The organism is Agromyces sp. NPDC058136, from assembly GCF_042884375.1.
GTDB lineage: Bacteria > Actinomycetota > Actinomycetes > Actinomycetales > Microbacteriaceae > Agromyces.
Window position 1 is genome coordinate 677,097 of the sequence record NZ_JBHVUA010000001.1, and the last position, 17,742, is coordinate 694,838.

Annotated in this window: 23 protein-coding genes; 10 read left to right on the plus strand and 13 right to left on the minus strand. The window is 72.1% G+C overall.

The window, feature by feature from the left end:
* Nucleotides 1-6: 6 nt before the first annotated feature.
* On the minus strand, nucleotides 7-657 hold the full coding sequence (locus ACFVTX_RS03175) for a TetR/AcrR family transcriptional regulator (RefSeq protein WP_386897968.1): 651 nt from the start codon (nucleotides 655-657) through the stop codon (nucleotides 7-9).
* An 89-nt stretch (nucleotides 658-746) separates the two neighbouring features.
* Here ACFVTX_RS03175 and ACFVTX_RS03180 point away from each other — a divergent pair, with 89 nt between their 5' ends.
* The gene (locus ACFVTX_RS03180; RefSeq protein ID WP_386897970.1) at nucleotides 747-1,790 is read left to right on the plus strand and encodes an NAD(P)-dependent alcohol dehydrogenase; all 1,044 of its coding nucleotides are present in this window, start codon (nucleotides 747-749) and stop codon (nucleotides 1,788-1,790) included.
* Nucleotides 1,791-1,807: 17 nt separating this feature from the next.
* Entirely contained in the window at nucleotides 1,808-2,167 is a 360-nt protein-coding gene (locus ACFVTX_RS03185) for a hypothetical protein (protein WP_386897972.1), read from the plus strand.
* 163 nt (nucleotides 2,168-2,330) lie between these two features.
* Here the strand turns inward: ACFVTX_RS03185 and ACFVTX_RS03190 are convergent, their stop codons facing one another.
* Nucleotides 2,331-2,660, minus strand: a complete 330-nt coding sequence (locus ACFVTX_RS03190) for a DMT family transporter (protein ID WP_386897974.1) — start codon at nucleotides 2,658-2,660, stop codon at nucleotides 2,331-2,333.
* A 139-nt stretch (nucleotides 2,661-2,799) separates the two neighbouring features.
* Complete coding sequence (locus ACFVTX_RS03195; RefSeq protein ID WP_386897976.1) at nucleotides 2,800-3,852, minus strand: AAA family ATPase; 1,053 nt, start codon at nucleotides 3,850-3,852, stop codon at nucleotides 2,800-2,802.
* A 76-nt stretch (nucleotides 3,853-3,928) separates the two neighbouring features.
* On the opposite strand from ACFVTX_RS03195, the gene ACFVTX_RS03200 reads away from it, so the two are divergent.
* The 6 genes from ACFVTX_RS03200 to ACFVTX_RS03225 all read left to right on the plus strand — a co-directional run bounded on the left by ACFVTX_RS03200 (nucleotide 3,929) and on the right by ACFVTX_RS03225 (nucleotide 9,049).
* Nucleotides 3,929-5,224, plus strand: coding sequence for an O-acetylhomoserine aminocarboxypropyltransferase/cysteine synthase family protein (locus ACFVTX_RS03200; protein WP_386897978.1), 1,296 nt, complete (start codon nucleotides 3,929-3,931; stop codon nucleotides 5,222-5,224).
* Nucleotides 5,221-5,829: a CoA-binding protein gene (locus tag ACFVTX_RS03205; protein WP_386897980.1), complete on the plus strand. Its 609-nt coding sequence runs from the start codon at nucleotides 5,221-5,223 to the stop codon at nucleotides 5,827-5,829. Before ACFVTX_RS03200 ends, ACFVTX_RS03205 begins: the two co-directional genes overlap by 4 nt.
* 33 nt (nucleotides 5,830-5,862) lie before the next feature.
* Complete coding sequence (locus ACFVTX_RS03210; RefSeq protein WP_386897982.1) at nucleotides 5,863-6,294, plus strand: GNAT family N-acetyltransferase; 432 nt, start codon at nucleotides 5,863-5,865, stop codon at nucleotides 6,292-6,294.
* 101 nt (nucleotides 6,295-6,395) lie between these two features.
* Nucleotides 6,396-7,790: an L-serine ammonia-lyase gene (locus tag ACFVTX_RS03215; RefSeq protein WP_386897984.1), complete on the plus strand. Its 1,395-nt coding sequence runs from the start codon at nucleotides 6,396-6,398 to the stop codon at nucleotides 7,788-7,790.
* A gap of 64 nt (nucleotides 7,791-7,854) precedes the next feature.
* On the plus strand, nucleotides 7,855-8,052 hold the full coding sequence (locus tag ACFVTX_RS03220) for a hypothetical protein (RefSeq protein WP_376947139.1): 198 nt from the start codon (nucleotides 7,855-7,857) through the stop codon (nucleotides 8,050-8,052).
* Between the two features lie 79 nt (nucleotides 8,053-8,131).
* Nucleotides 8,132-9,049, plus strand: a complete 918-nt coding sequence (locus ACFVTX_RS03225) for a sulfurtransferase (protein ID WP_386897986.1) — start codon at nucleotides 8,132-8,134, stop codon at nucleotides 9,047-9,049.
* A gap of 60 nt (nucleotides 9,050-9,109) precedes the next feature.
* Here the strand turns inward: ACFVTX_RS03225 and ACFVTX_RS03230 are convergent, their stop codons facing one another.
* The 3 genes from ACFVTX_RS03230 to ACFVTX_RS03240 form a co-directional block, all read right to left on the minus strand.
* Nucleotides 9,110-9,628 carry a rhodanese-like domain-containing protein gene (locus tag ACFVTX_RS03230; protein ID WP_386897988.1) on the minus strand — a complete coding sequence of 173 codons (519 nt, stop codon included), beginning with the start codon at nucleotides 9,626-9,628 and terminating at the stop codon, nucleotides 9,110-9,112.
* 131 nt (nucleotides 9,629-9,759) lie between these two features.
* Nucleotides 9,760-11,064 carry a M18 family aminopeptidase gene (locus tag ACFVTX_RS03235; RefSeq protein ID WP_386897989.1) on the minus strand — a complete coding sequence of 435 codons (1,305 nt, stop codon included), beginning with the start codon at nucleotides 11,062-11,064 and terminating at the stop codon, nucleotides 9,760-9,762.
* Nucleotides 11,065-11,122: 58 nt separating this feature from the next.
* On the minus strand, nucleotides 11,123-12,052 hold the full coding sequence (locus ACFVTX_RS03240) for a DnaJ domain-containing protein (protein WP_386897991.1): 930 nt from the start codon (nucleotides 12,050-12,052) through the stop codon (nucleotides 11,123-11,125).
* 108 nt (nucleotides 12,053-12,160) lie between these two features.
* Here ACFVTX_RS03240 and ACFVTX_RS03245 point away from each other — a divergent pair, with 108 nt between their 5' ends.
* Nucleotides 12,161-12,595 (plus strand): DUF1761 domain-containing protein, encoded by a 435-nt coding sequence (locus tag ACFVTX_RS03245; RefSeq protein WP_386897993.1) that lies wholly within the window; start codon nucleotides 12,161-12,163, stop codon nucleotides 12,593-12,595.
* 108 nt (nucleotides 12,596-12,703) lie between these two features.
* On the opposite strand, the gene ACFVTX_RS03250 is transcribed toward ACFVTX_RS03245, so the two are convergent.
* The 5 genes from ACFVTX_RS03250 to ACFVTX_RS03270 form a co-directional block, all read right to left on the minus strand.
* The gene (locus ACFVTX_RS03250; RefSeq protein WP_386897995.1) at nucleotides 12,704-12,973 is read right to left on the minus strand and encodes a hypothetical protein; all 270 of its coding nucleotides are present in this window, start codon (nucleotides 12,971-12,973) and stop codon (nucleotides 12,704-12,706) included.
* Between the two features lie 128 nt (nucleotides 12,974-13,101).
* A complete protein-coding gene (locus tag ACFVTX_RS03255; RefSeq protein WP_386897996.1) occupies nucleotides 13,102-13,476 on the minus strand; it encodes a hypothetical protein in 375 nt (124 codons plus the stop codon).
* Nucleotides 13,477-13,496: 20 nt separating this feature from the next.
* Nucleotides 13,497-13,754, minus strand: coding sequence for a hypothetical protein (locus ACFVTX_RS03260; protein WP_386897998.1), 258 nt, complete (start codon nucleotides 13,752-13,754; stop codon nucleotides 13,497-13,499).
* A gap of 31 nt (nucleotides 13,755-13,785) precedes the next feature.
* Nucleotides 13,786-15,402, minus strand: coding sequence for a methyltransferase (locus tag ACFVTX_RS03265; protein ID WP_386898000.1), 1,617 nt, complete (start codon nucleotides 15,400-15,402; stop codon nucleotides 13,786-13,788).
* Between the two features lie 8 nt (nucleotides 15,403-15,410).
* A complete protein-coding gene (locus ACFVTX_RS03270) occupies nucleotides 15,411-16,016 on the minus strand; it encodes an RBBP9/YdeN family alpha/beta hydrolase (protein ID WP_386898002.1) in 606 nt (201 codons plus the stop codon).
* A 191-nt stretch (nucleotides 16,017-16,207) separates the two neighbouring features.
* Here ACFVTX_RS03270 and ACFVTX_RS03275 point away from each other — a divergent pair, with 191 nt between their 5' ends.
* Nucleotides 16,208-16,552, plus strand: coding sequence for a hypothetical protein (locus ACFVTX_RS03275; protein ID WP_386898003.1), 345 nt, complete (start codon nucleotides 16,208-16,210; stop codon nucleotides 16,550-16,552).
* 15 nt (nucleotides 16,553-16,567) lie between these two features.
* On the opposite strand, the gene pnuC is transcribed toward ACFVTX_RS03275, so the two are convergent.
* Nucleotides 16,568-17,239, minus strand: a complete 672-nt coding sequence (pnuC, locus tag ACFVTX_RS03280) for a nicotinamide riboside transporter PnuC (RefSeq protein ID WP_386898004.1) — start codon at nucleotides 17,237-17,239, stop codon at nucleotides 16,568-16,570.
* Complete coding sequence (locus ACFVTX_RS03285; protein WP_386898006.1) at nucleotides 17,236-17,673, minus strand: DUF3054 domain-containing protein; 438 nt, start codon at nucleotides 17,671-17,673, stop codon at nucleotides 17,236-17,238. Before ACFVTX_RS03285 ends, pnuC begins: the two co-directional genes overlap by 4 nt.
* Nucleotides 17,674-17,742: the final 69 nt, after the last annotated feature.

Sequence of the window (17,742 nt, forward strand, 5' to 3'; positions counted from 1 at the left end):
CCCGGCTCAGCCGCGCTGCGCGGCGCGGCGCACTTCGAGCTGGTCGAGCACGAGGTCGAGCCCGTAGCCGAACTCGTCGCCGAAGTCGTAGTCGTGCCCGAGGACCATCTGCTCGAGCATCTCGGCGAGGTGGGGGTAGTCGTCTGCGGGCAGTTCGAGCCCTTCGGCGAAGGCCTCGGGGCCGGTGTCGGGGGTGAACGGCAGGCTGAGCTCGGTGAGCACGAATCCGTAGATGTAGGCGTCGAGCGCCGAGTAGGCGTGGGCGGCGAGCGCGAGGTCGAAGCCGTCGTTCCGCAGTACGCCGAGCACGCGGTCGTGGTGCCGCATGACGGCCTGCCCGGGGTTCGAGCGCGACTCGAGCAGGCCGAGGGCCCAGGAATGCGCCTTGAGCACGGCGCGCATGGCGTCGGCGCGCGAGGTCATGGCGGTGCGCCACGGCGTGCCGGTCTCGAGCAGGGGGATCTCGTCGAACGCCGCGTCGGCGAGGAGATCGAGCAGTTCCTCTTTGCCGGAGACGTGGTGGTAGAGCGACATCGCCTCGGCGCCGAGCGCCTTGGCGACGCTCCGCATGCTGACGGCCGCGAGGCCGCCGTCGTCGGCGACCTGCATCGCAGCGGCGATGATGCGCTCGCGGCTGAGCGGAGTTCGCTTCGCCATCCGGGCTCCGTTCTCGAACGATGCTTGCGTCCTTACGACTGTAAGGCTATCGTGTGCAGCACAGAGACTTACAGGTGTAAGGGAGCAGCATGCGTGCAGGAGTGGTCGACCGATACGGGCCGCCGTCGATCGTGCGGATCGAAACGGTCCCCGACCCCGTCGCCGGTCGCGGCGAGGCACTCGTCCGCGTCATGGCGACGACCGTCAACTCGGGCGACGCACGCATCCGCGGAGCCCGGTTCCCGCGCGGGTTCGCCCTGCCGGGCAAGCTCGCCCTCGGCATGAAGGGCCCCCGCGCCCGGGTGCTCGGCGTGGTCTTCGCGGGCGTCGTCGAGGCCCTCGGTGCGGATGCCACGGGCGGCGTGCCGCACGCGGGCGGCACCGGCGACGCGGCATCCGCCCTCGCCGTCGGCGACCGCGTCTGCGGCATGACCGGCGGGCGCATGGGGGCGCACGCCGAACTCGTCGCCATGGCGACCTCGCGGCTCGCGCGCATCCCCGACGGGGTGTCGTTCGACGACGCGGCCGGGGTGATCTTCGGCGGCACGACCGCGCTGTTCTTCCTGCGCGACAAGGCCGCGGTGAAGCCCGGCGAGCACGTGCTCGTCGTCGGCGCATCGGGTGCCGTCGGCACGAGCGCCGTCCAGCTCGCGAAGCACCTCGGCGCCCGGGTGACCGCCGTCACGAGCGCGCGCAACGCCGAGCTCGTCACCGCGCTCGGGGCCGACGCGGTCGTCGACTACCGGGCGATCCCGCTCGAGTCGCTCGCGTCACGCGGCGAGCGCTTCGACGTCGTGTTCGACACGGTCGGCGCGCTGAACCCGGCGACCGGGCGACCGCTCCTCGCCGAGGGCGGCCGGCTGCTGCTGGCCGTCGCGAGCCTCGGTGAGATCATCACCGCCCGCGGCCCCGTGAAGACGGGCACGGCGACCGAGCGAGCCGACGATGTCGCGACGCTGCTCGGCCTCGTCGCCTCGGGCACCCTCCGCGTCGTCATCGACGAGACGCTGCCGCTCGACCGCCTCGCCGAGGCGCACGCCCGCGTCGACTCGGGCCGCAAGGTCGGCAACCTCGTGCTGCACCCGCAGGCCGCCGCGATGGGCGACGCCGGCTCCGCCGAGCGGGCGGCCTGACCGTGGAGGCGACCAGGGTGATCCTCGCCGGCGGGTGGGTCTCGCTCATGCTCGTCTACCTGCTCGGCGATGTGCTGCGCATCTTCTCGGGCGATGCCGAGCCGGGCAGGATTGGCGACAAGGCGGCCGCGAGCTGGATGTGGGTGCTCGCCGCGCTCGTCATGCTCGTGCCGATCGTCATGATCACCGTCTCGCTCATGGTTCCCGCGACGCCGCTCAAGTGGATCACGGTGATCGTCTCGGCCGCACTCGTGGTGTTCAACCTCTCGGGCCTGCCCTACAAGGGCCTCTACGACAACATGCTCATCATCGTGAGCTTCGGCTTCAACGCGCTCGTCACCTGGGTGGCGCTCGCCTGGCACCCGGCCGCGGAGTAGGGAGCACCCCGGTGGTTGAGGAGCGCCGGCGCGCAGCGACGACGCGTCTCGAAACCACACCACGCACCCGGGTTTCGAGACGCGTCCGACTCCGTCGGGCGCTCCTCAACCAGCGGAAGTCGTCCGACTCCGCCTGGGGCTCCTCAACCAGCGGGCGGGCCGACTAGTGGCCGGCGCCGCCGTCGACGAACTTCAGGCCGACGACGCAGCCGACGAGGCCCATGAGCAGGGCGATCTTCACCCACGAGACATCCGAATCACCGGTGATCATCGACCAGATGACCGTGAGCGCAGCACCGATGCCGACCCAGACCGCGTATGCGGTGCCGATCGAGATGTCACGCATCGCCCAGGCGAGCCCGCCCATCGAGAACACGATCGCGACGCCGAAGACGACCGACGGCCAGAGTTTCGTGAAGCCCTCGGACTTGCCGAGTGCGGTCGCCCAGACGGCTTCGAGCACACCGGACGCGATGAGGATGACCCACGCCATGACTGTTCACTCCTTGAGCCAGTCGTCATGTCCGGGTACTGGGTGCCCTCGTCCGGTGGCCGCATCTCGCGACCTGTGGACAGGTTAGCAAGCGGGCCTGATCAAGCCCTGTGCAGCGCGCCGAGCGCATGTTCGAGGATCATCGGCCGACCCCAGCGCCCACGGCGGCGCGCGGCGGGGCGAAGTCGAGCCGCGCCCGCACGGCGGCCTGGATCGCGGGCAGCGCCTGCACGATGCGCGCCTCGACGTCGCCGCGCACCTCGATCCACGGCACGTCCGTCGTGGCGAGCACCTCGCGGAACCGCTCGTGCAGCTCGCGGCGGAGCGGCTCGTCGTCGCACGCCCCGTCGTGCCCGAACGGGATCTCGTCGCCCGTGAGCACGTAGAGCACGGGCCGGTGCGCCGCCGCCCGCGCCTCGAGGCGCGCGGCCGCGTGCCCGAGGTCGCGCTCGTGCCGGACGGTCGTCGCGAGCACGTCGGTGTCGCACACGAGCACCGGCACCGGCACCCGCCGCAGCGCCGCATGTTCGAGGGCGAGCTGGCGGTCGACGACGAGGTCGCACTCCTCGCTGCGCCAGGGCGCGTTCGGCCCGCCCTCGCGGACCGTGGTGTACTCGCGCCCGTACTCGGGTACCCAGAGCGTGCCGAGGGCCTCGGCGAGCGCGGCCGCGAGCGTCGTCGTGCCGCTCGCCCCGGCGCCGAGCACCACGACGCGCGCCGCGAGGTGCGCCCGGGCCGCCGGGGCGAGCTCGTGCCAGTGGCCCCACGGGTCGGCGCGTACCGCGGTGGTCGACACCGGGTTCAGCTCGCGCATCGGGTCGATCTGCACCCACTCGGCGCCGAGGCGGCCGGCGAGTTCGGCGCCGTACGGGTCGCTGGTGAAGACGGCGTCGACGGGGCCCGCCGCGAGCGAGGAGATGAGTGCGGTGTGCGCCTCCCACGAGGCATCCGACTCGAAATCGACCGGGGTGTCGTCGATGGCGGCGACGACGCGCGCGGTGGGGTGCTCCTCGCGAACCCACGCGGCCCGCGCGGCGAGCGGGATCGTCTCGACGCTCGACCCGAGTACCTCGACCGTGACACGGTCGCAGGCGCGCAGCGCGCTCGTGATGAGGTGCGAGTGGCCGGCGTGCAACGGGGAGAACTTGCCGACGACGAGCCCGTGGGCGAAGCGGGAGGGGTCGAGGGTCACCAGAAGAGCCTAGATGCGTTGCCGTTCATTACGGAGCCGGCCCATCGCCGTGCCGCGCCAGCGTACCGTTGCCCGCATGGCAGACCGCGAATACGGCTTCAAGACCCGCGCCATCCACGCGGGCAACATCCCCGACCAGGTGACGGGCGCCCGCGCGCTGCCGATCTACCAGACGAGCGCGTTCGTCTTCGACGACACCGCCGACGCCGCTGCGCGCTTCGCGCTGCAGAAGTACGGCAACATCTACTCGCGTCTCGCGAACCCGACGGTCGCGAGCTTCGAGGAGCGCGTCGCGAGCCTCGAGGGCGGCCTCGGCGCCGTCGCGACGGCCTCGGGCCTGTCGGCGCAGTACATCACCTTCGCCTCGCTCGCGGGCTCTGGCGACCACATCGTCGCCAGCGCGAACCTCTACGGCGGTTCGATCACCCAGCTGGATGTCACGCTCCGCCGTTTCGGCGTCGAGACGACGTTCGTGGCGAGCAGCGAGGCATCCGACTACGCCGCCGCCATCCAGCCGAACACGAAGGCCCTCTTCGTCGAGACCATCGCGAACCCCTCGGGCGAGATCGCCGACCTCGAGGCGCTCGCCGACGTCGCGCACGCGCACGGCCTCCCCTTCATCGTCGACTCGACGCTCGCGACGCCGTACCTCAACCGGCCGATCGAGTGGGGTGCCGACCTCGTCACGCACTCGGCGACGAAGTTCCTCGGCGGGCACGGCACGACCCTCGGCGGCGTCGTCGTCGAGTCGGGGCGCTTCCACTGGCACTCCGAGAAGTTCCCGCTCTTCGGACAGCCGGTGCCGAGCTACGGCGGACTCGAGTGGTCGGGCAACTTCGGCGAGTACGCGTTCCTCACGCGGCTGCGTGCCGAGCAGCTGCGCGACATCGGGCCGTCGCTCGCGCCGCACTCCGCGTTCCTGCTCGCGCAGGGCGTCGAGACGCTGCCGTACCGCATCCAGGCGCACGTCGACAACGCCCGCGCCGTCGCGAACTGGCTCGCCGAAGACCCGCGCATCGAGCGGGTGCTGTGGGCGGGCCTGCCCGACCACCCCCACTTCGAGCGGGCGCAGAAGTACCTGCCGAAGGGCCCGGGTTCGGTGTTCAGCTTCGAGGTCAAGGGCGGCCGCGCCGTCGGCCAGGCGCTCATCGAGAACGTGAACCTCGCCTCGCACCTCGCGAACATCGGCGACGCGAAGACCCTCATCATCCACCCCGCCTCGACGACGCACGCGCAGCTCACCGAGCAGCAGCTCGTCGACGCGGGCGTCGCGCCCGGCGTGGTGCGGCTCTCGGTCGGCATCGAGGACGCCGACGACATCATCTACGATCTCGACCAGGCGCTCACCGCCGCGACCGGAGGCACGCGATGACCGACACCATCACCACGGATGCCGCCGCGGAGGCCGCGACCGACTCGCTCGAGACGGTCCGCTTCGCGAACGGGCTCTCCTGCGAGCTGCCCGCCTCCTCACCCCTCGCGAAGCTGCTGCACTCGCAGCGCACCTGGGTGGGGCCCGACGCGAAGGCGCGCCTGCGCATCCTCAACGCGGCGAAGTCGGTCGCGATCGTCGGCGCCTCGCCGAAGCCGCAGCGCTCGAGCTTCTTCGTCGGCACGTACCTCCAGCAGTCGAGCGACTACCGGCTCTACTTCGTGAACCCGATGGAGACCGAGATCCTCGGGCAGCCGGCGTACGCCAGCCTGAAGGACCTGCCCCAGGTTCCCGACATCGTCGTGGTGTTCCGCCGCGGCAGCGACATCCCGAGCGTCATCGACGATGTGCTCGCCGTCGGCGCGAAGACGGTGTGGGTGCAGCTCGGCATCTGGAACCAGGAGGCGGCCTACTACGGCGAGGAGCAGGGGCTCACCGTCGTCATGGATCGCTGCATCAAGGTCGAGCATGCCCGCTTCCACGGGGGCCTGCACCTGCTCGGCTTCGACACCGGCCAGATCACGGCGCGCAAGACCCTGCGCTGAGCGCGCGCGGGGCCGCGTCGATACGCTGAGCGCGTGCCCCGCGACCTCGACTTCTCGACCGACCCCGCCCGGCTCGACCGTGCGCTCGTGCACCGCTGGCTCTCCGAGCACGCGTACTGGGCGCTCGACCGCCCCCGCGAGACGCAGGAGCGGGCGATCGACGCCTCGCTGAACTTCGGCGTGTACGACCGTGCGACGGGTGCGCAGCTCGCGTACGCCCGGGTCGTCACCGACGGCATCACTTTCGGTTGGCTGTGCGACGTCATCGTCGACCCCGAACTGCGCGGCGAGGGGCTCGGGGTCTCGCTCGTCGAGTTCGTGCTCGCCACGCTCGACCCGATGCGCTTGAAGCGGGTGCTGCTCATCACGGGCGACGCGCACGGGCTCTACGAGCGCTTCGGCTTCGCTCCGGTCGACCGCGCCGACGACTGGCTCAGCCGGGTCGGGCCGAATCCCGTGGTCTGATCGCAGGTACTTGCCCGCGAGCTGCGTGAAACCGCCCGGCGACGCAGGAATCTGCGATCGCCTGCGGCATCCGTGCGCGTGATGCGGCGTACCCTTGGGGTGTGACAGCGTTCGTCTCTGCCCTCGATCTGTTCTCGATCGGGATCGGCCCCTCGAGTTCGCACACCGTCGGCCCCATGCGGGCGGCCCGGATGTTCGTCGAGGCCCTCGACGCCGCGGGCACCCTCGACGGGGTGACCCGCGTCTCCTGCTCGCTCTACGGCTCGCTCGGCGCGACCGGCCTCGGCCACGGCACCCCCGACGCGGTCGTCGCGGGCCTCGCGGGCTTCGAGCCGCACGACTGCGACCCCGACGCCGTGCGCAACGCATGGGGGCGACTCGGCGATGCCGGCCCCGACGGCGCTGAGATCGCACTCTTCGGCCGGCATCCCATCCGGCTCAAGCAGAGCGACATCTCGCTCGAGCCGCGCACCCGCCTGCCCGGCCACCCCAACGCGATGACCCTGCAGGCCTTCGGCGACGGCCCGCTGCCGATCGCCGAAGAGACGTACTACTCGGTGGGCGGCGGTTTCATCCGCCGCGACGGCGACGCCCCGAGCGAGGCCGAGGCGCTGCGCCACCCGCTCCCCTACTCGAACGCCGCCGAACTCCTCGCCCTCTGCGAGGAGCACGGCGTCTCGCTCTGCGACGTCGCCCGCCACAACGAGGTCGCCGTCCACGGCGAGGAGGGCATCGACGAGGGCCTCGACGCGATCTGGGCGGCGATGGCCGAGTGCGTCGAGCACGGCCTCGAGACCGAGGGCACCCTGCCCGGCGGTCTCAAGGTCAAGCGCCGCGCCCCCGAGGTGCGCCGTCGTCTCGAGGCGTACGACCACGACGAGATCGAGGCCGTGCACCACCGCGACACCTCGACCGAGTGGCTGCACGCCTTCGCCCTCGCCGTCAACGAAGAGAACGCCTCGGGCGGCCGCGTCGTCACCGCGCCGACGAACGGCGCAGCGGGCATCATCCCCGCCGTCGGTCACTACTACCTTCGCTTCGTCCCCGGTGCGGATGCGTCGGGGATCCGCCGATTCCTGCTCACCGCCTCGGCGATCGCGAGCCTCGTGAAGAAGAACGCCTCGATCTCGGGGGCCGAGGGCGGCTGCCAGGCCGAGGTCGGCTCGGCGTGCGCGATGGCCGCGGGCGCACTGTGCGCGGTGCTCGGCGGCACGCCGGGGCAGATCGAGAACGCCGCGGAGATCGCGATGGAGCACCACCTCGGGCTCACCTGCGACCCCGTCGCGGGCCTCGTGCAGGTGCCCTGCATCGAACGCAATGCGATCGCCGCGTCGACGGCGGTGTCGGCGGCGCGCCTCGCGCTGCACGGCGACGGCACCCACCTCGTCTCGCTCGACACCGTGATCGAGACGATGCGCCAGACCGGCATCGACATGATGACGAAGTACAAGGAGACGAGCGAGGGCGGCCTCGCGGTGAACGTCATCGAGTGCTGACGGGGCCGGTGTCCCCCAGACGGGGACTCTCCCGGCACGGCGCCGCATCTGCCATCGTTTCCCCATGGAAAGCGACCCGACGCTCGACCCGTCCTTCTTCTACGGCGCCGGCCTCATCGGCCTCGTCATCGGTCTGGTGATCTACCTCGCCGTCCTCGCGCTCATGCTGTGGATCGGCTACGTGATCATCAAGGCGGCCGTGCGCAACGGCCTGCGCGAGCACACGATGTGGCTCGAGAGCCGGCGCGGCCCGCTGCGCTGAGATGACGTGGTGCGGCGCCCCGTGACGGCAGGTGTCGCCCATCGTCGATCCGACCGTGCGCCGCGGCTACCGTGTCGGCATGACCGAGCCCGTCTCCCAGCCCGTCCCCGATCTCGTCAGCGCCGTCTGGCTCGCCGAGCACCTGCACGATGACGGTCTCGTCGCCGTCGACGCGACCGTGCTCGGCATCGACACCGAGCGCGGGTTCCGCTGGGTGAGCGGACTCGACGACCACCTCATCGAGGGGCACGTGCCCGGTGCGGTGTTCGCCGACCTCCTCGACGAGTTCTCGGAGCCCGGCCCGTACACCTTCACGCGGCCCGGCCTCGAACGCCTCGCCCGCGCGGCCCGAGCGATCGGCATCGACGACGACTCGAGCGTCGTCGTCTACGACACCTCGATCGGGCACTGGGCGGCCCGCCTGTGGTGGCTGCTCCGATCAGCCGGATTCACAAACGTCGCCGTGCTCGACGGCGGGTTCACCGCGTGGCGCGCAGCGGGCGGCCCCGTCGAGACCGGGTTCCGCGAGCCGCGCGCGGCGGGCGCGCTCACCCTCGCCGCGCAGCCGGGGTACTGGGCCGATCGCGACGAGGTGCGGGCTGTCACGACGGGCGAGGCCGACGGAGTGCTCGTCTGCGCGCTGCCGCCCGCCGACTTCCGCGGCGAAAGCACACGGCGCACCCGTCCCGGGCACATCCCGGGCAGTGTCAACGTGCCCGTCGGCTCGCTCGTCGACCACGAGACGCGCCTGGCGCACGACGGCGAGACCCTCGCCGCGCGCGTCGCGCCCGTGACGAGCACCGCCGGCACCAGCGGCACCGGCGGCACCGGCGGCACCGGCGGCACCGCCCCGATCATCGTCTACTGCGGCGCCGGCATCGCCGCCGCAGGCACCGCGTTCGCGCTGCGTCGCGCAGGCCACCCGGCTGCCGTGTACGACGGCTCGCTCGAAGAGTGGGCCGCCGACCCCGAGGCGCCGCTCGTCACCCACGCCTGACCGCGAAGTCCCGGTCGGGCCGGGCGTGGGTGACGAGCGCGCCGGTCGGTGCGGACCGCCTCAGCAGGCGCAGCTGATCCCCGAGCCCGCCGCACGCGCGACCGCACGCCCGTCGAGCCCGACGGCGCCGACGTTCGTGAGCGCGTCGGCGTCGCGCTGCGCGAGCCCTTCGTCGGTCTCGTAGGCGAAGCCCTCGCGCACCCAGTACTCGAAGCCGCCGATCATCTCCTTCACCGGGTGCCCGAGCCGCGCGAACTCGAGCGCCGCGCGGGTGGCCCCGTTGCATCCGGGGCCCCAGCAGTAGACGACCACCGCGGTACCCGGCCCGACGAGCGCGGTGCCCTCCTCGGCGATCCGTCGGCGCGGCAGGTGCACGGCGCCGGGCACGCGCCCCTGCGCCCACGCCTCGTCGCTGCGAGTGTCGATGAGCACGAAGCCCGTGCCGCCCGCGTCGAGCGCGGCGGCGACGTCCGAGACGTCCGCCTCGACCGCGAGGCGACCCGCGAAGTGGGCGATCGCCTGCTCGGGCGTCGCGACGGTGTCGAAGAGGGCGGCGGTTGCGAAGGCGGTGTCGGTCATGCCTTCAGCCTGTCAGGGCGCACGCTCGGGCACCGGCGGAAATCGCGACATTCCTGCGCGACATCCGGCCAGCGTCGCGCGATGCCGCACGCGGCATCCGACAGGCGGTGGATGCCCCGGGCTGCCGCCGCTCAGTCGTTCGCGAAGAACGCCGCGACCGCCGCACCGAGCGCCGCGAGGTCGGCGACGTGCGCGAGCTCGCGCGCCGAGTGCATCGACAGCAGCGGCACGCCGACGTCGACCGTGCGGATGCCGAGACGGGTCGCCGCGAGCGGCCCGATCGTCGAACCGCACGGGATCGCGTTGTTCGACACGAAAGGCTGCGTCGGCACGCCCGCTCGTGCGCAGACGCCCGCCCACATGGCCGAGCCGATGGCGTCGCTCGCATAGCGCTGGTTCGCGTTGAGCTTCAGCAGCGGGCCGCCGCCGAGCACGGGGCGGTTCGCGGGGTCGTGACGCTCGGGGTAGTTGGGGTGCACGGCGTGGCCGGCGTCGGAGGAGAGGATCCACGACGCGGCGAACGCGCGGCGGCGCTCGTCGTCGCCCGCACCGAGCCCGGCGGCGATGCGCACGAGCACGTCTTCGAGGAAAGGACCGCTCGCACCCGAACGCGACTCGGAGCCGAGCTCCTCGTGGTCGAAGGCGGCGAGCACGCTGATGTGGGCGGACTCCGAGGGCGCCGCGAGCAGCGCGGTGAGGCCCGCGTACACCGAGCTCAGGTTGTCCATGCGGCCCGAGGCGAAGAGTTCGCCGTCGCGGCCGAAGCGGGCGGGCGTCTGCGTGTCGGCGACGAGCACGTCGTGGCCGACGATCGTCGCCCCCGGCAGACCGGCGAAGCGGGCGAGCTCGGCGAGCAGGTCGTCGGGCTCCTCGCCCGCGACGCCCCAGATCGGCTGCGTGTGCCGCTGCTTGTCGAGCGTGAGCCCCTTCGAGTTCACCTCGCGGTCGAGGTGGACCGCAAGCTGCGGGATGCGCAGCATCGGGCCGGTGCGCACGAGGTGCACGGCGCCGTCGTCGGTGACGATGCGGCCGGCGAGCTCGAGCTCGCGGTCGAGCCAGGAGTTCAGCAGCGGCCCGCCGTACACCTCGACGCCGGCCTGCAGCACGCCGTCGCCTCCGGTGGTGGGGTTCGGCTTCAGCTTGAAGGAGGGCGAGTCGGTGTGCGCGCCGAGGATGTGGAACGGCGTCGTCGCCGACGCACCCTCGGGCTGCGCCCACGCGATCACGGCGCCGTCGCGCACGATCACCCGGCGCCCGGGCGTCGACGGCCACGCCTCGGTCTCGTCGAGGCGGTCGAAACCGGCGGCCTCGAGGCGACGGGCGACCTCTTCGGCCGCGTGGTACGACGAGGGCGAGGCCTGCACGAAGCTCGCGAAGTCGGCGATGTAGGCGTCGAGGTCGTTCACGGGCAGCGTCGCGGGCGTGGCATCAGACATGCCTCCATCCAACACCGCCGACCCCCGCAACGACGAACCGGCCCGGCCTCGGGCGCGCTCAGGCGAAGCGCACCGTGGCCTGCAGGCGCGAGCGCACCTCCATGACCTCGGTGCCGCCGAGGTGCGCCGAGCCCGGCAGGCCCTCGCGCACGGCGCTCGCGAGCCGCGAGGCGCGCACGAGGGCGACGATCGCCCCGCGGTTGGTGCCGCCGAACTCGATGGGATCCGCCGCGTACTGGTCGGGCACGACGACGAGGAGCGCGGTCGGCTTCACCTTCGCAGCTCTGCCGATCGCCTTCGCCCGCGCCGCGAGCGCCTTGATCGGCCGTTCGCCGTCGAGCGCCTCGCCGACGAGTTCGCCGCGCTTCATCGCGACCGGGCCGCCCCAGTCCTCCGACTGGATCGCGAACAGCCCGGTGGGGCCGAGCACGAGGTGGTCGAGCTTCGGCGGCAGGTCGCGCCCCGCGGCATCCGTCGCGAGGTCGTGCCAGATCGTGTACGCGATGCCGAGGGTCGACAGCGAGCGCGCGGTCGCCTCTTCGGCGAGCGCGTCGGCGAGCACATGGCGGATGCCACGAGGCGCGCCGCGCACGAGCGCCGGGTCGTACGGGTCGGCGATCGGCTCGCCGAGCCCGACCCATTCGCGGATGAGCCCGAGGTACCGCTCGCGGGAGAGCCCGCCCGGGTGACCGTGCGATCGGGCGAGCGGGCGCGAGTCGCGGCGGGGCCGGGGCGCCGCGGGCGCCCAGGTCGCCCGGGTCGGCTCGCTCGCGCCGCCGTTGCCGCGGTCGAACGCCGCCCGCGCGGCCGGCGTGCCGACCCGCGCCCACGCGCGCTGCACGGCGTCGAAGCGTTCGGTCGTGCCACCCGTATCGGGGTGGGCGGCGCGCAACGCGCGACGATAGGCAGCACGCAGCGCCGAGGCATCCGCGTCGGAGGCGACGCCGAGCACCTCGTACGGTGAGTCGGCGAGCGGTGAATCGGGCATGGGCTCGCTTTCGATCTGCGACCACGAGAATACCGCGCTGATCTGCACCGCGGGTCTAGACTGCGGAGCAATCCGGCCCGCGGGCCGCGGAAGCCCCGGGAGGCCGAGATGCTCGTCGACGTCAACTACTGGGCCGTCATCATCGCCACGCTCTCGACGATGGTCGTCGGCTCGATCTGGTACACCCCCAAGGTCTTCGGCAACTACTGGATGCGCGTCGCGAAGGTCACGCCGCCCGAGGGCGGTGCCGCAAGCGCCGTCGGGCCGATCCTCACGACTCTCATCGTCAGCTTCATCACCGCATGGGTGTTCGCCATCGCCGTGCAGATCGCGTGGACCGCGCTCGGCGGCAGCTACCTGTGGCTCACGATCATGGTCGGCCTCATGCTCTGGGCCGGATTCACCGCCGCCCGCTTCATCACCCACGACGCCTTCGAGGGCCGGCCCGCCGGGCTCACCATCCTGAACATCGCGCACGAACTCGTGACCGTGATCGTCATGGCGATCATCATCGGGGTGTGGCCGCCCGCCGGGACGGTGTGAACGGGCCGTTCGTCACGGACGCCAAGCACTCAGCCCGACGTCGCCTCACCCACGCGGACAGATGAGAGGCCACGTCAATTCTCGACAGGATCCGAGCGATGAGTGTCCTCACTCAATACCGAGGAGCGTGATTCGATGCTCGGTGGTCTTCATCTCGGCGAGCGGAACCCAAGCCAAAGCAGCCTCTTGCGTGAGCGGGCGAACGACGACACGCTGAAGCAGGACGTACAGGTTCAGGTCGAACCAGCCGATGCAGGCCCCGAGTGACGCAGTCGTGATGGGACCGAGCGCGACCCACGACACCGCCGCAAGAGGAATCACGACCCAGAGCAGCAGTCCCCTGACGAGGAGCATCACCAACTGACCGAGCTCTTTCACAGCGTCACTCCGCCCCTGACCATCCTTCGGCAGCGACGACGATCGAGACGAGCGGCGACGCCTGGGGCCATGCTGCCACAGAGGTCTCACGAGGGCAGCACACTCCGTTCGAGCCTGTGCCTCGAAGTTCAGCCCGCCCTCATGCTTGCGATGACCGCAAGCCTGCGCGCGCGCTCATCGTCCTCCAGCAACGGCTCGCCGGCGAGCCGGATGACTCTGCCCGACCGCGGGTCGACCTCCGCAACCTCCACGAATCCACGGCGGCTCGTCGTGTACCCGTTCGCGCGTTCCGCGATCGATGCTCGAGTCTGGGCAGGGCCGACCGCGAGCGCGACGAGCAAGGCACTCCCGCCGAGAGACAGCAGAACGAGCCCTGGCCAGAGCACTGGAACGCCCAGCAGAAACCAGAAGACCGCGGCGCCGGCGCAGGCGACGACGCAGGCCAGGAGCACGTGAGTCAGGCGGAGGTGTCGCGCGAGCGACCATCCGTCGATCGTGTGCACTCGGCTGTAGAGCGTTTGCATCAGCCCGCGAACACGCCCGGCCCGAGCAGCACAGCGAACACGAGGAGAACCACGCCGGCCACCGAGAACATCACGGCACGGAGCACCAAGATCGTGGAGGCTACATGGGCCGGAATCACGCCTCCTGAGGGGGCGACCCGTTCTACGAGTCGCCGACGCTGAACGAGCACGAACATCGCGACGGCGAGCGCGAAGGCAGCAAGCACGAACAACAGCACGAGTTTCTCGGCAGTCGGCTGCCACAGCGTTCCCGTCACGATCACCTTTCGCTTACAACGCTCAAGCGGCTCACCCCTCGGGCAGCAGCAGCATCCCGTCGTCGATGAGTTCACGCACCGCGGGCAGCAGCTCTGCGGCGAGCGCAACCTCGTCGACCTCGAGCAGCTGCGCGAGGGCGCCGATGATCGCGCCGACCGAGAGCTCCCCGTCGCAGGCACCGACGAGGGCCGCGAGGCCGGTGCCGGGTGAGACGGTGCGGCCGAAGCCGCCGCCCTGGCGCAGCAGCATCGCGGTCGGGTCGTCGTCGCCTGGCCAGTAGTGGCGCTCTTCAGTGACGTCGCCCGCGACCCGCAGGCGGAGGGCGGCGAGCGCGGCGTCGTCGAGCCGCACCTGCAGGTCGTGCGCGGCGAGCACGGCGGCGAGGTGCCCGCTGATGCCGGCGCCCTCGGTGCCGAGCGGCCCGTGCCGGCGTTCGACCCGCGCGAGCGGCGCGACGCCTCCGAGCGGCACCGTGCCCGTGGCATCCGAGTGTTCGAGAGCGAGCGGGCGCCGCAGCAGCACGTACCCGAAGCCGACGTGGTCGACGCCGCGCGCCGCGAAGTCGTCGAGCCAGGCGTCGTAGAGGCGGTCGAACTCGGGGGTGCCCGAACGGGTGCCGCCGTCGCGGATCCAGGTCGCCGCGTATTCGGCGACCGCCTGCACCTCGCGTTCGACGATCCAGTGCTCGAGCCCCGCCTCAGCGGCCCACGAAGCCGCCCGGTCGAGGCCGTCGCCACCGCCGTCGCCGCGGTACTCCCAGTTCGCGAGCAGCTGCGCGATGCCCCCGGGTTCGAGGTGCGACGCCGCACCGCGCACGACCGCCTCGACGAGCGCGTCGCCGACCATGCCGCCGTCGCGGTAGTCGTACTCGGGCACCCCCTCGGTGCGCGGCGTGATCACGAACGGCGGGTTCGACACGATCCGGTCGAAGCGCTCCCCCGCGACCGGGTCGAACAGGCTGCCGAGGCGCAGCTCGACGCCCTCGATGCCGTTGAGCAGCAGGTTCATGCGGGCGAGCACGAGCGCCCGCTCGGAGATGTCGGTCGCGACGACCTCGTCGGCGAAGCGCGAGGCGTGCATCGCCTGGATGCCGCAGCCCGTGCCGAGATCGAGCACCCGGCGGGCGGGCGTCGGCAGCATGAGCCCCGACAACGTCATGGATGCCCCGCCGACGCCGAGCACGTGCTGCTCGCCGAGCGCGTGGCCGAGGGCGAGCTCGCCGAGGTCGGAGATGATCCACCAGTGCACCGCGCCGTGCTCGTCGGCGAAGGCGTAGGGGCGCAGGTCGAGCGCGGCGAGCACCTCGCGCGCGCCGGCACCGGCCTCGCGCGCGTCGCCGGCTTCGCGCAGCAGCCCGAGTTCGACGGCGCCTGAGACGCCGAGCGTCGGCAGCGCCTCGGCCGCGTCGGCGGCGGGCACCGGCAGGCCGAGCACGAACAGTTCGGCGAGCGCCGCGAGCGGTGCGGATGCCCCGTGCTCGCCCCGTCGCGCATCGAGCACGCGCCGCGCGGGCACCCGCTCACCGCGATGCAGGGCGGCCGACGCGTCATCGCCCCACAGCGCGTCGAGCGCCTCGACGGTGTAGTCGGCGCCGCGCAGGTCGTCGGCGAGGCGGGCGAGCAGTTCGGGGTTCGGTGCGGGTTCCACCCGACCATTCAAGCGCAGAGCTCGAGGATGAGCGGGAACGGCCCGAAGCCGTCCTCGATCGTGAGATGCCCGCCGCCGTCGACGACGATGCGTTCGAGCCCGAGCCGGGCGGCGAGGCCCTCCGCCTCGACGGGCGAGTACGGGTCGTGGTCGCCCGCCACGACGACGGGCGGTTCCACGCTCGCGGCGGCGAGCGCAGCGGTGACCACCGCGACGGCATCGATATGGGTGGATGCCTCGTGGCCGGCGTCGACCGCCGCGAACTCGGTGAGCTCGGCGATCGACGCGACGACCGCATCCGACGGCGGGCCGACGAGGAGCACCCGCCGCGCGACCGGGCCCGTGAGCCCCGCGGCGGCGCGAGCCCGTGCGTGCGCGACCCACAGCATGCAGCCGAGGCTGTGCGCGACGACGGTGAGCTCGGCGGGGTCGGTGCCCTCGAGTTCGGTCTCGAGCGCCGCGAGCCACTCGGCGCGCGCGGGTGCATCGGGTTCGGGCAGTTGCGGGTAGCGCACCGCGCGACCGCCTGCGCCGAGCTCGCCGGCGAGCCAGCGCTGCCAGTGCCCCTCGGGCCGGTGGTTCTGCCAGCCGTGCAGGATGAGGACCTCGGCCATGCTCGTCCTTCGCGTTCGCCACGGGCGGCGCTCGCCCGCGGCTCCATTCAACCCGGCAGGCGCCGCCCTCGCACGACGCACGTCACGTACGCGTCATCTGCGCGACATCTCCGATTGCGCCGTGTAACCGCAGCGTCACACGGTGGGCGTAGCGTGGACGTACGATCAGTGCAGCGAGGGGAGGTCGCACGATGACAGCGTCACCGGCAGAGACACCGGCGCTCGAACGCCTGCGCCAAGACGCACGCGACGAACTCGCCGCGCTCATCGAACTGCGCTGCCGACTCGGCGAAGATCCGTGGGAGTTCCTGCCCGAGCTCCCCTCGGTCGACGAGCAGGTCGTCGCGACCCTCCGCGAAGACCGCCTCCGCTCGGCCGAATGGGCGCCGGCGCGCTCGCGCGCCTACCACCCCGCCGCCCGGCAGGGTGATGCGGCACGGTTCGAGTTCGACCTCCTCCGCGGCATCGCGCTGGAGCATCCCGAACTGAGCACCGCCGTGTGGACGGTGCTCGACCGCGTGCCCGCCGCCTGGTGACCCGCGGCCGGCCGCTCAGGCCGAGCCGGCGAGCTCCTCGGCCCTACGCCGCTGCACGCGCATCCAGGTGAAGAAGCCGAGCAGCGTGAACGCGCCGTAGAACAGGTACATGAGCGCCGAGGCGTAGTACCCCGCCGAGACGAGCAGCGGCACGCCGACGATGTCGACGGCGACCCAGATGAGCCAGAACTCCGTCCAGCCCTTCGCCATGCCCCAGGTCGCGAGGAGCGACCCCATGAAGATCCACGCGTCGGCCCAGACCGGCTCGAACGAGCCGAGCGCCCGGAAGATCGGGGTGAGCACGAGCGTGCCGCCGACGAGGAGCACGACGAGCAGCACCCGCTCGCGCCCGCTCGCCCAGCGCGGATCGACCGCCGAGGCGCCGACCGCCGCGTTGCGGTGCCTGGACCACTGCACCCAGCCGTAGATCGAGACGCAGATGAACATCAGCTGCCGCCCCGCCTGCCCGAGCAGGTTCACCGGGTTCGGGGTGTCGAAGACGGCACCCATGAAGACCGTGAAGAGCAGCGCGTTGCCGACGATGCCGACCGGCCACGCCCACACCTTGCGCCGCAGCCCGCCGAGCGCGCTCGCGAGCCCGAAGAGGTTGCCGACGATCTCGCGCCAGAGGATCACCTGGTCGCCGATGACCAGTTGCGCGTCGAACAGCCACTCGATGGGGTTCACCGCGACGCCGACGGCCCGTTCGCCTCGGCTTCGGCGGCGGCCTCGCGCGCGGCCCTTCGGCGAACTCGGAAGCCCTCGATCGCACGCCAGCCGAGGAGGAAGAGCGCGAGCGTCAGCGTTGCGACGATGACGAAGGCGAGTGCTGCGCTCTCACCGGTCAGCACGCGCAGCCCCAGGCCGCCCGCGACGGTCACCGCCCAGACGACGACCCCCGTCGGCCAGATCGCGAGCGGACGACGCCACGCGAGCGAGACGAGCCACCCGACGACGAGCGCCACGAGGAACGGCCAGCCCGTGTGCACGACGCCCGCGAGGTCGACGCCCTCGCCGTGGCTGCGACGGCCGATCATCACGAAGAGCACGACGAGCACGGCGTCGACGAAGAAGGCGCCCACGGCGCCGGCGGCCTGGGACGGGGTGTTCTGGCGGTTCACCCCTCAATCGTAGAGCCCGCCGAACGCGAGAGCCCGGCCGAACGCAAGATCCCGGCCGAACGCGAGAGC

What these genes read in the sequence shown, in the direction of transcription:
- ACFVTX_RS03175 (WP_386897968.1), bottom strand. Translation starts at nt 657, where the DNA reads ATGGCGAAGCGAACTCCGCTCAGCCGCGAGCGCATCATCGCCGCTGCG.
- ACFVTX_RS03180 (WP_386897970.1), top strand. Translation starts at nt 747, where the DNA reads ATGCGTGCAGGAGTGGTCGACCGATACGGGCCGCCGTCGATCGTGCGG.
- ACFVTX_RS03190 (WP_386897974.1), bottom strand. Translation starts at nt 2,660, where the DNA reads ATGGCGTGGGTCATCCTCATCGCGTCCGGTGTGCTCGAAGCCGTCTGG.
- ACFVTX_RS03200 (WP_386897978.1), top strand. Translation starts at nt 3,929, where the DNA reads ATGGCAGACCGCGAATACGGCTTCAAGACCCGCGCCATCCACGCGGGC.
- ACFVTX_RS03205 (WP_386897980.1), top strand. Translation starts at nt 5,221, where the DNA reads ATGACCGACACCATCACCACGGATGCCGCCGCGGAGGCCGCGACCGAC.
- ACFVTX_RS03220 (WP_376947139.1), top strand. Translation starts at nt 7,855, where the DNA reads ATGGAAAGCGACCCGACGCTCGACCCGTCCTTCTTCTACGGCGCCGGC.
- ACFVTX_RS03225 (WP_386897986.1), top strand. Translation starts at nt 8,132, where the DNA reads ATGACCGAGCCCGTCTCCCAGCCCGTCCCCGATCTCGTCAGCGCCGTC.
- ACFVTX_RS03230 (WP_386897988.1), bottom strand. Translation starts at nt 9,628, where the DNA reads ATGACCGACACCGCCTTCGCAACCGCCGCCCTCTTCGACACCGTCGCG.
- ACFVTX_RS03235 (WP_386897989.1), bottom strand. Translation starts at nt 11,064, where the DNA reads ATGTCTGATGCCACGCCCGCGACGCTGCCCGTGAACGACCTCGACGCC.
- ACFVTX_RS03240 (WP_386897991.1), bottom strand. Translation starts at nt 12,052, where the DNA reads ATGCCCGATTCACCGCTCGCCGACTCACCGTACGAGGTGCTCGGCGTC.
- ACFVTX_RS03245 (WP_386897993.1), top strand. Translation starts at nt 12,161, where the DNA reads ATGCTCGTCGACGTCAACTACTGGGCCGTCATCATCGCCACGCTCTCG.
- ACFVTX_RS03270 (WP_386898002.1), bottom strand. Translation starts at nt 16,016, where the DNA reads ATGGCCGAGGTCCTCATCCTGCACGGCTGGCAGAACCACCGGCCCGAG.
- ACFVTX_RS03275 (WP_386898003.1), top strand. Translation starts at nt 16,208, where the DNA reads ATGACAGCGTCACCGGCAGAGACACCGGCGCTCGAACGCCTGCGCCAA.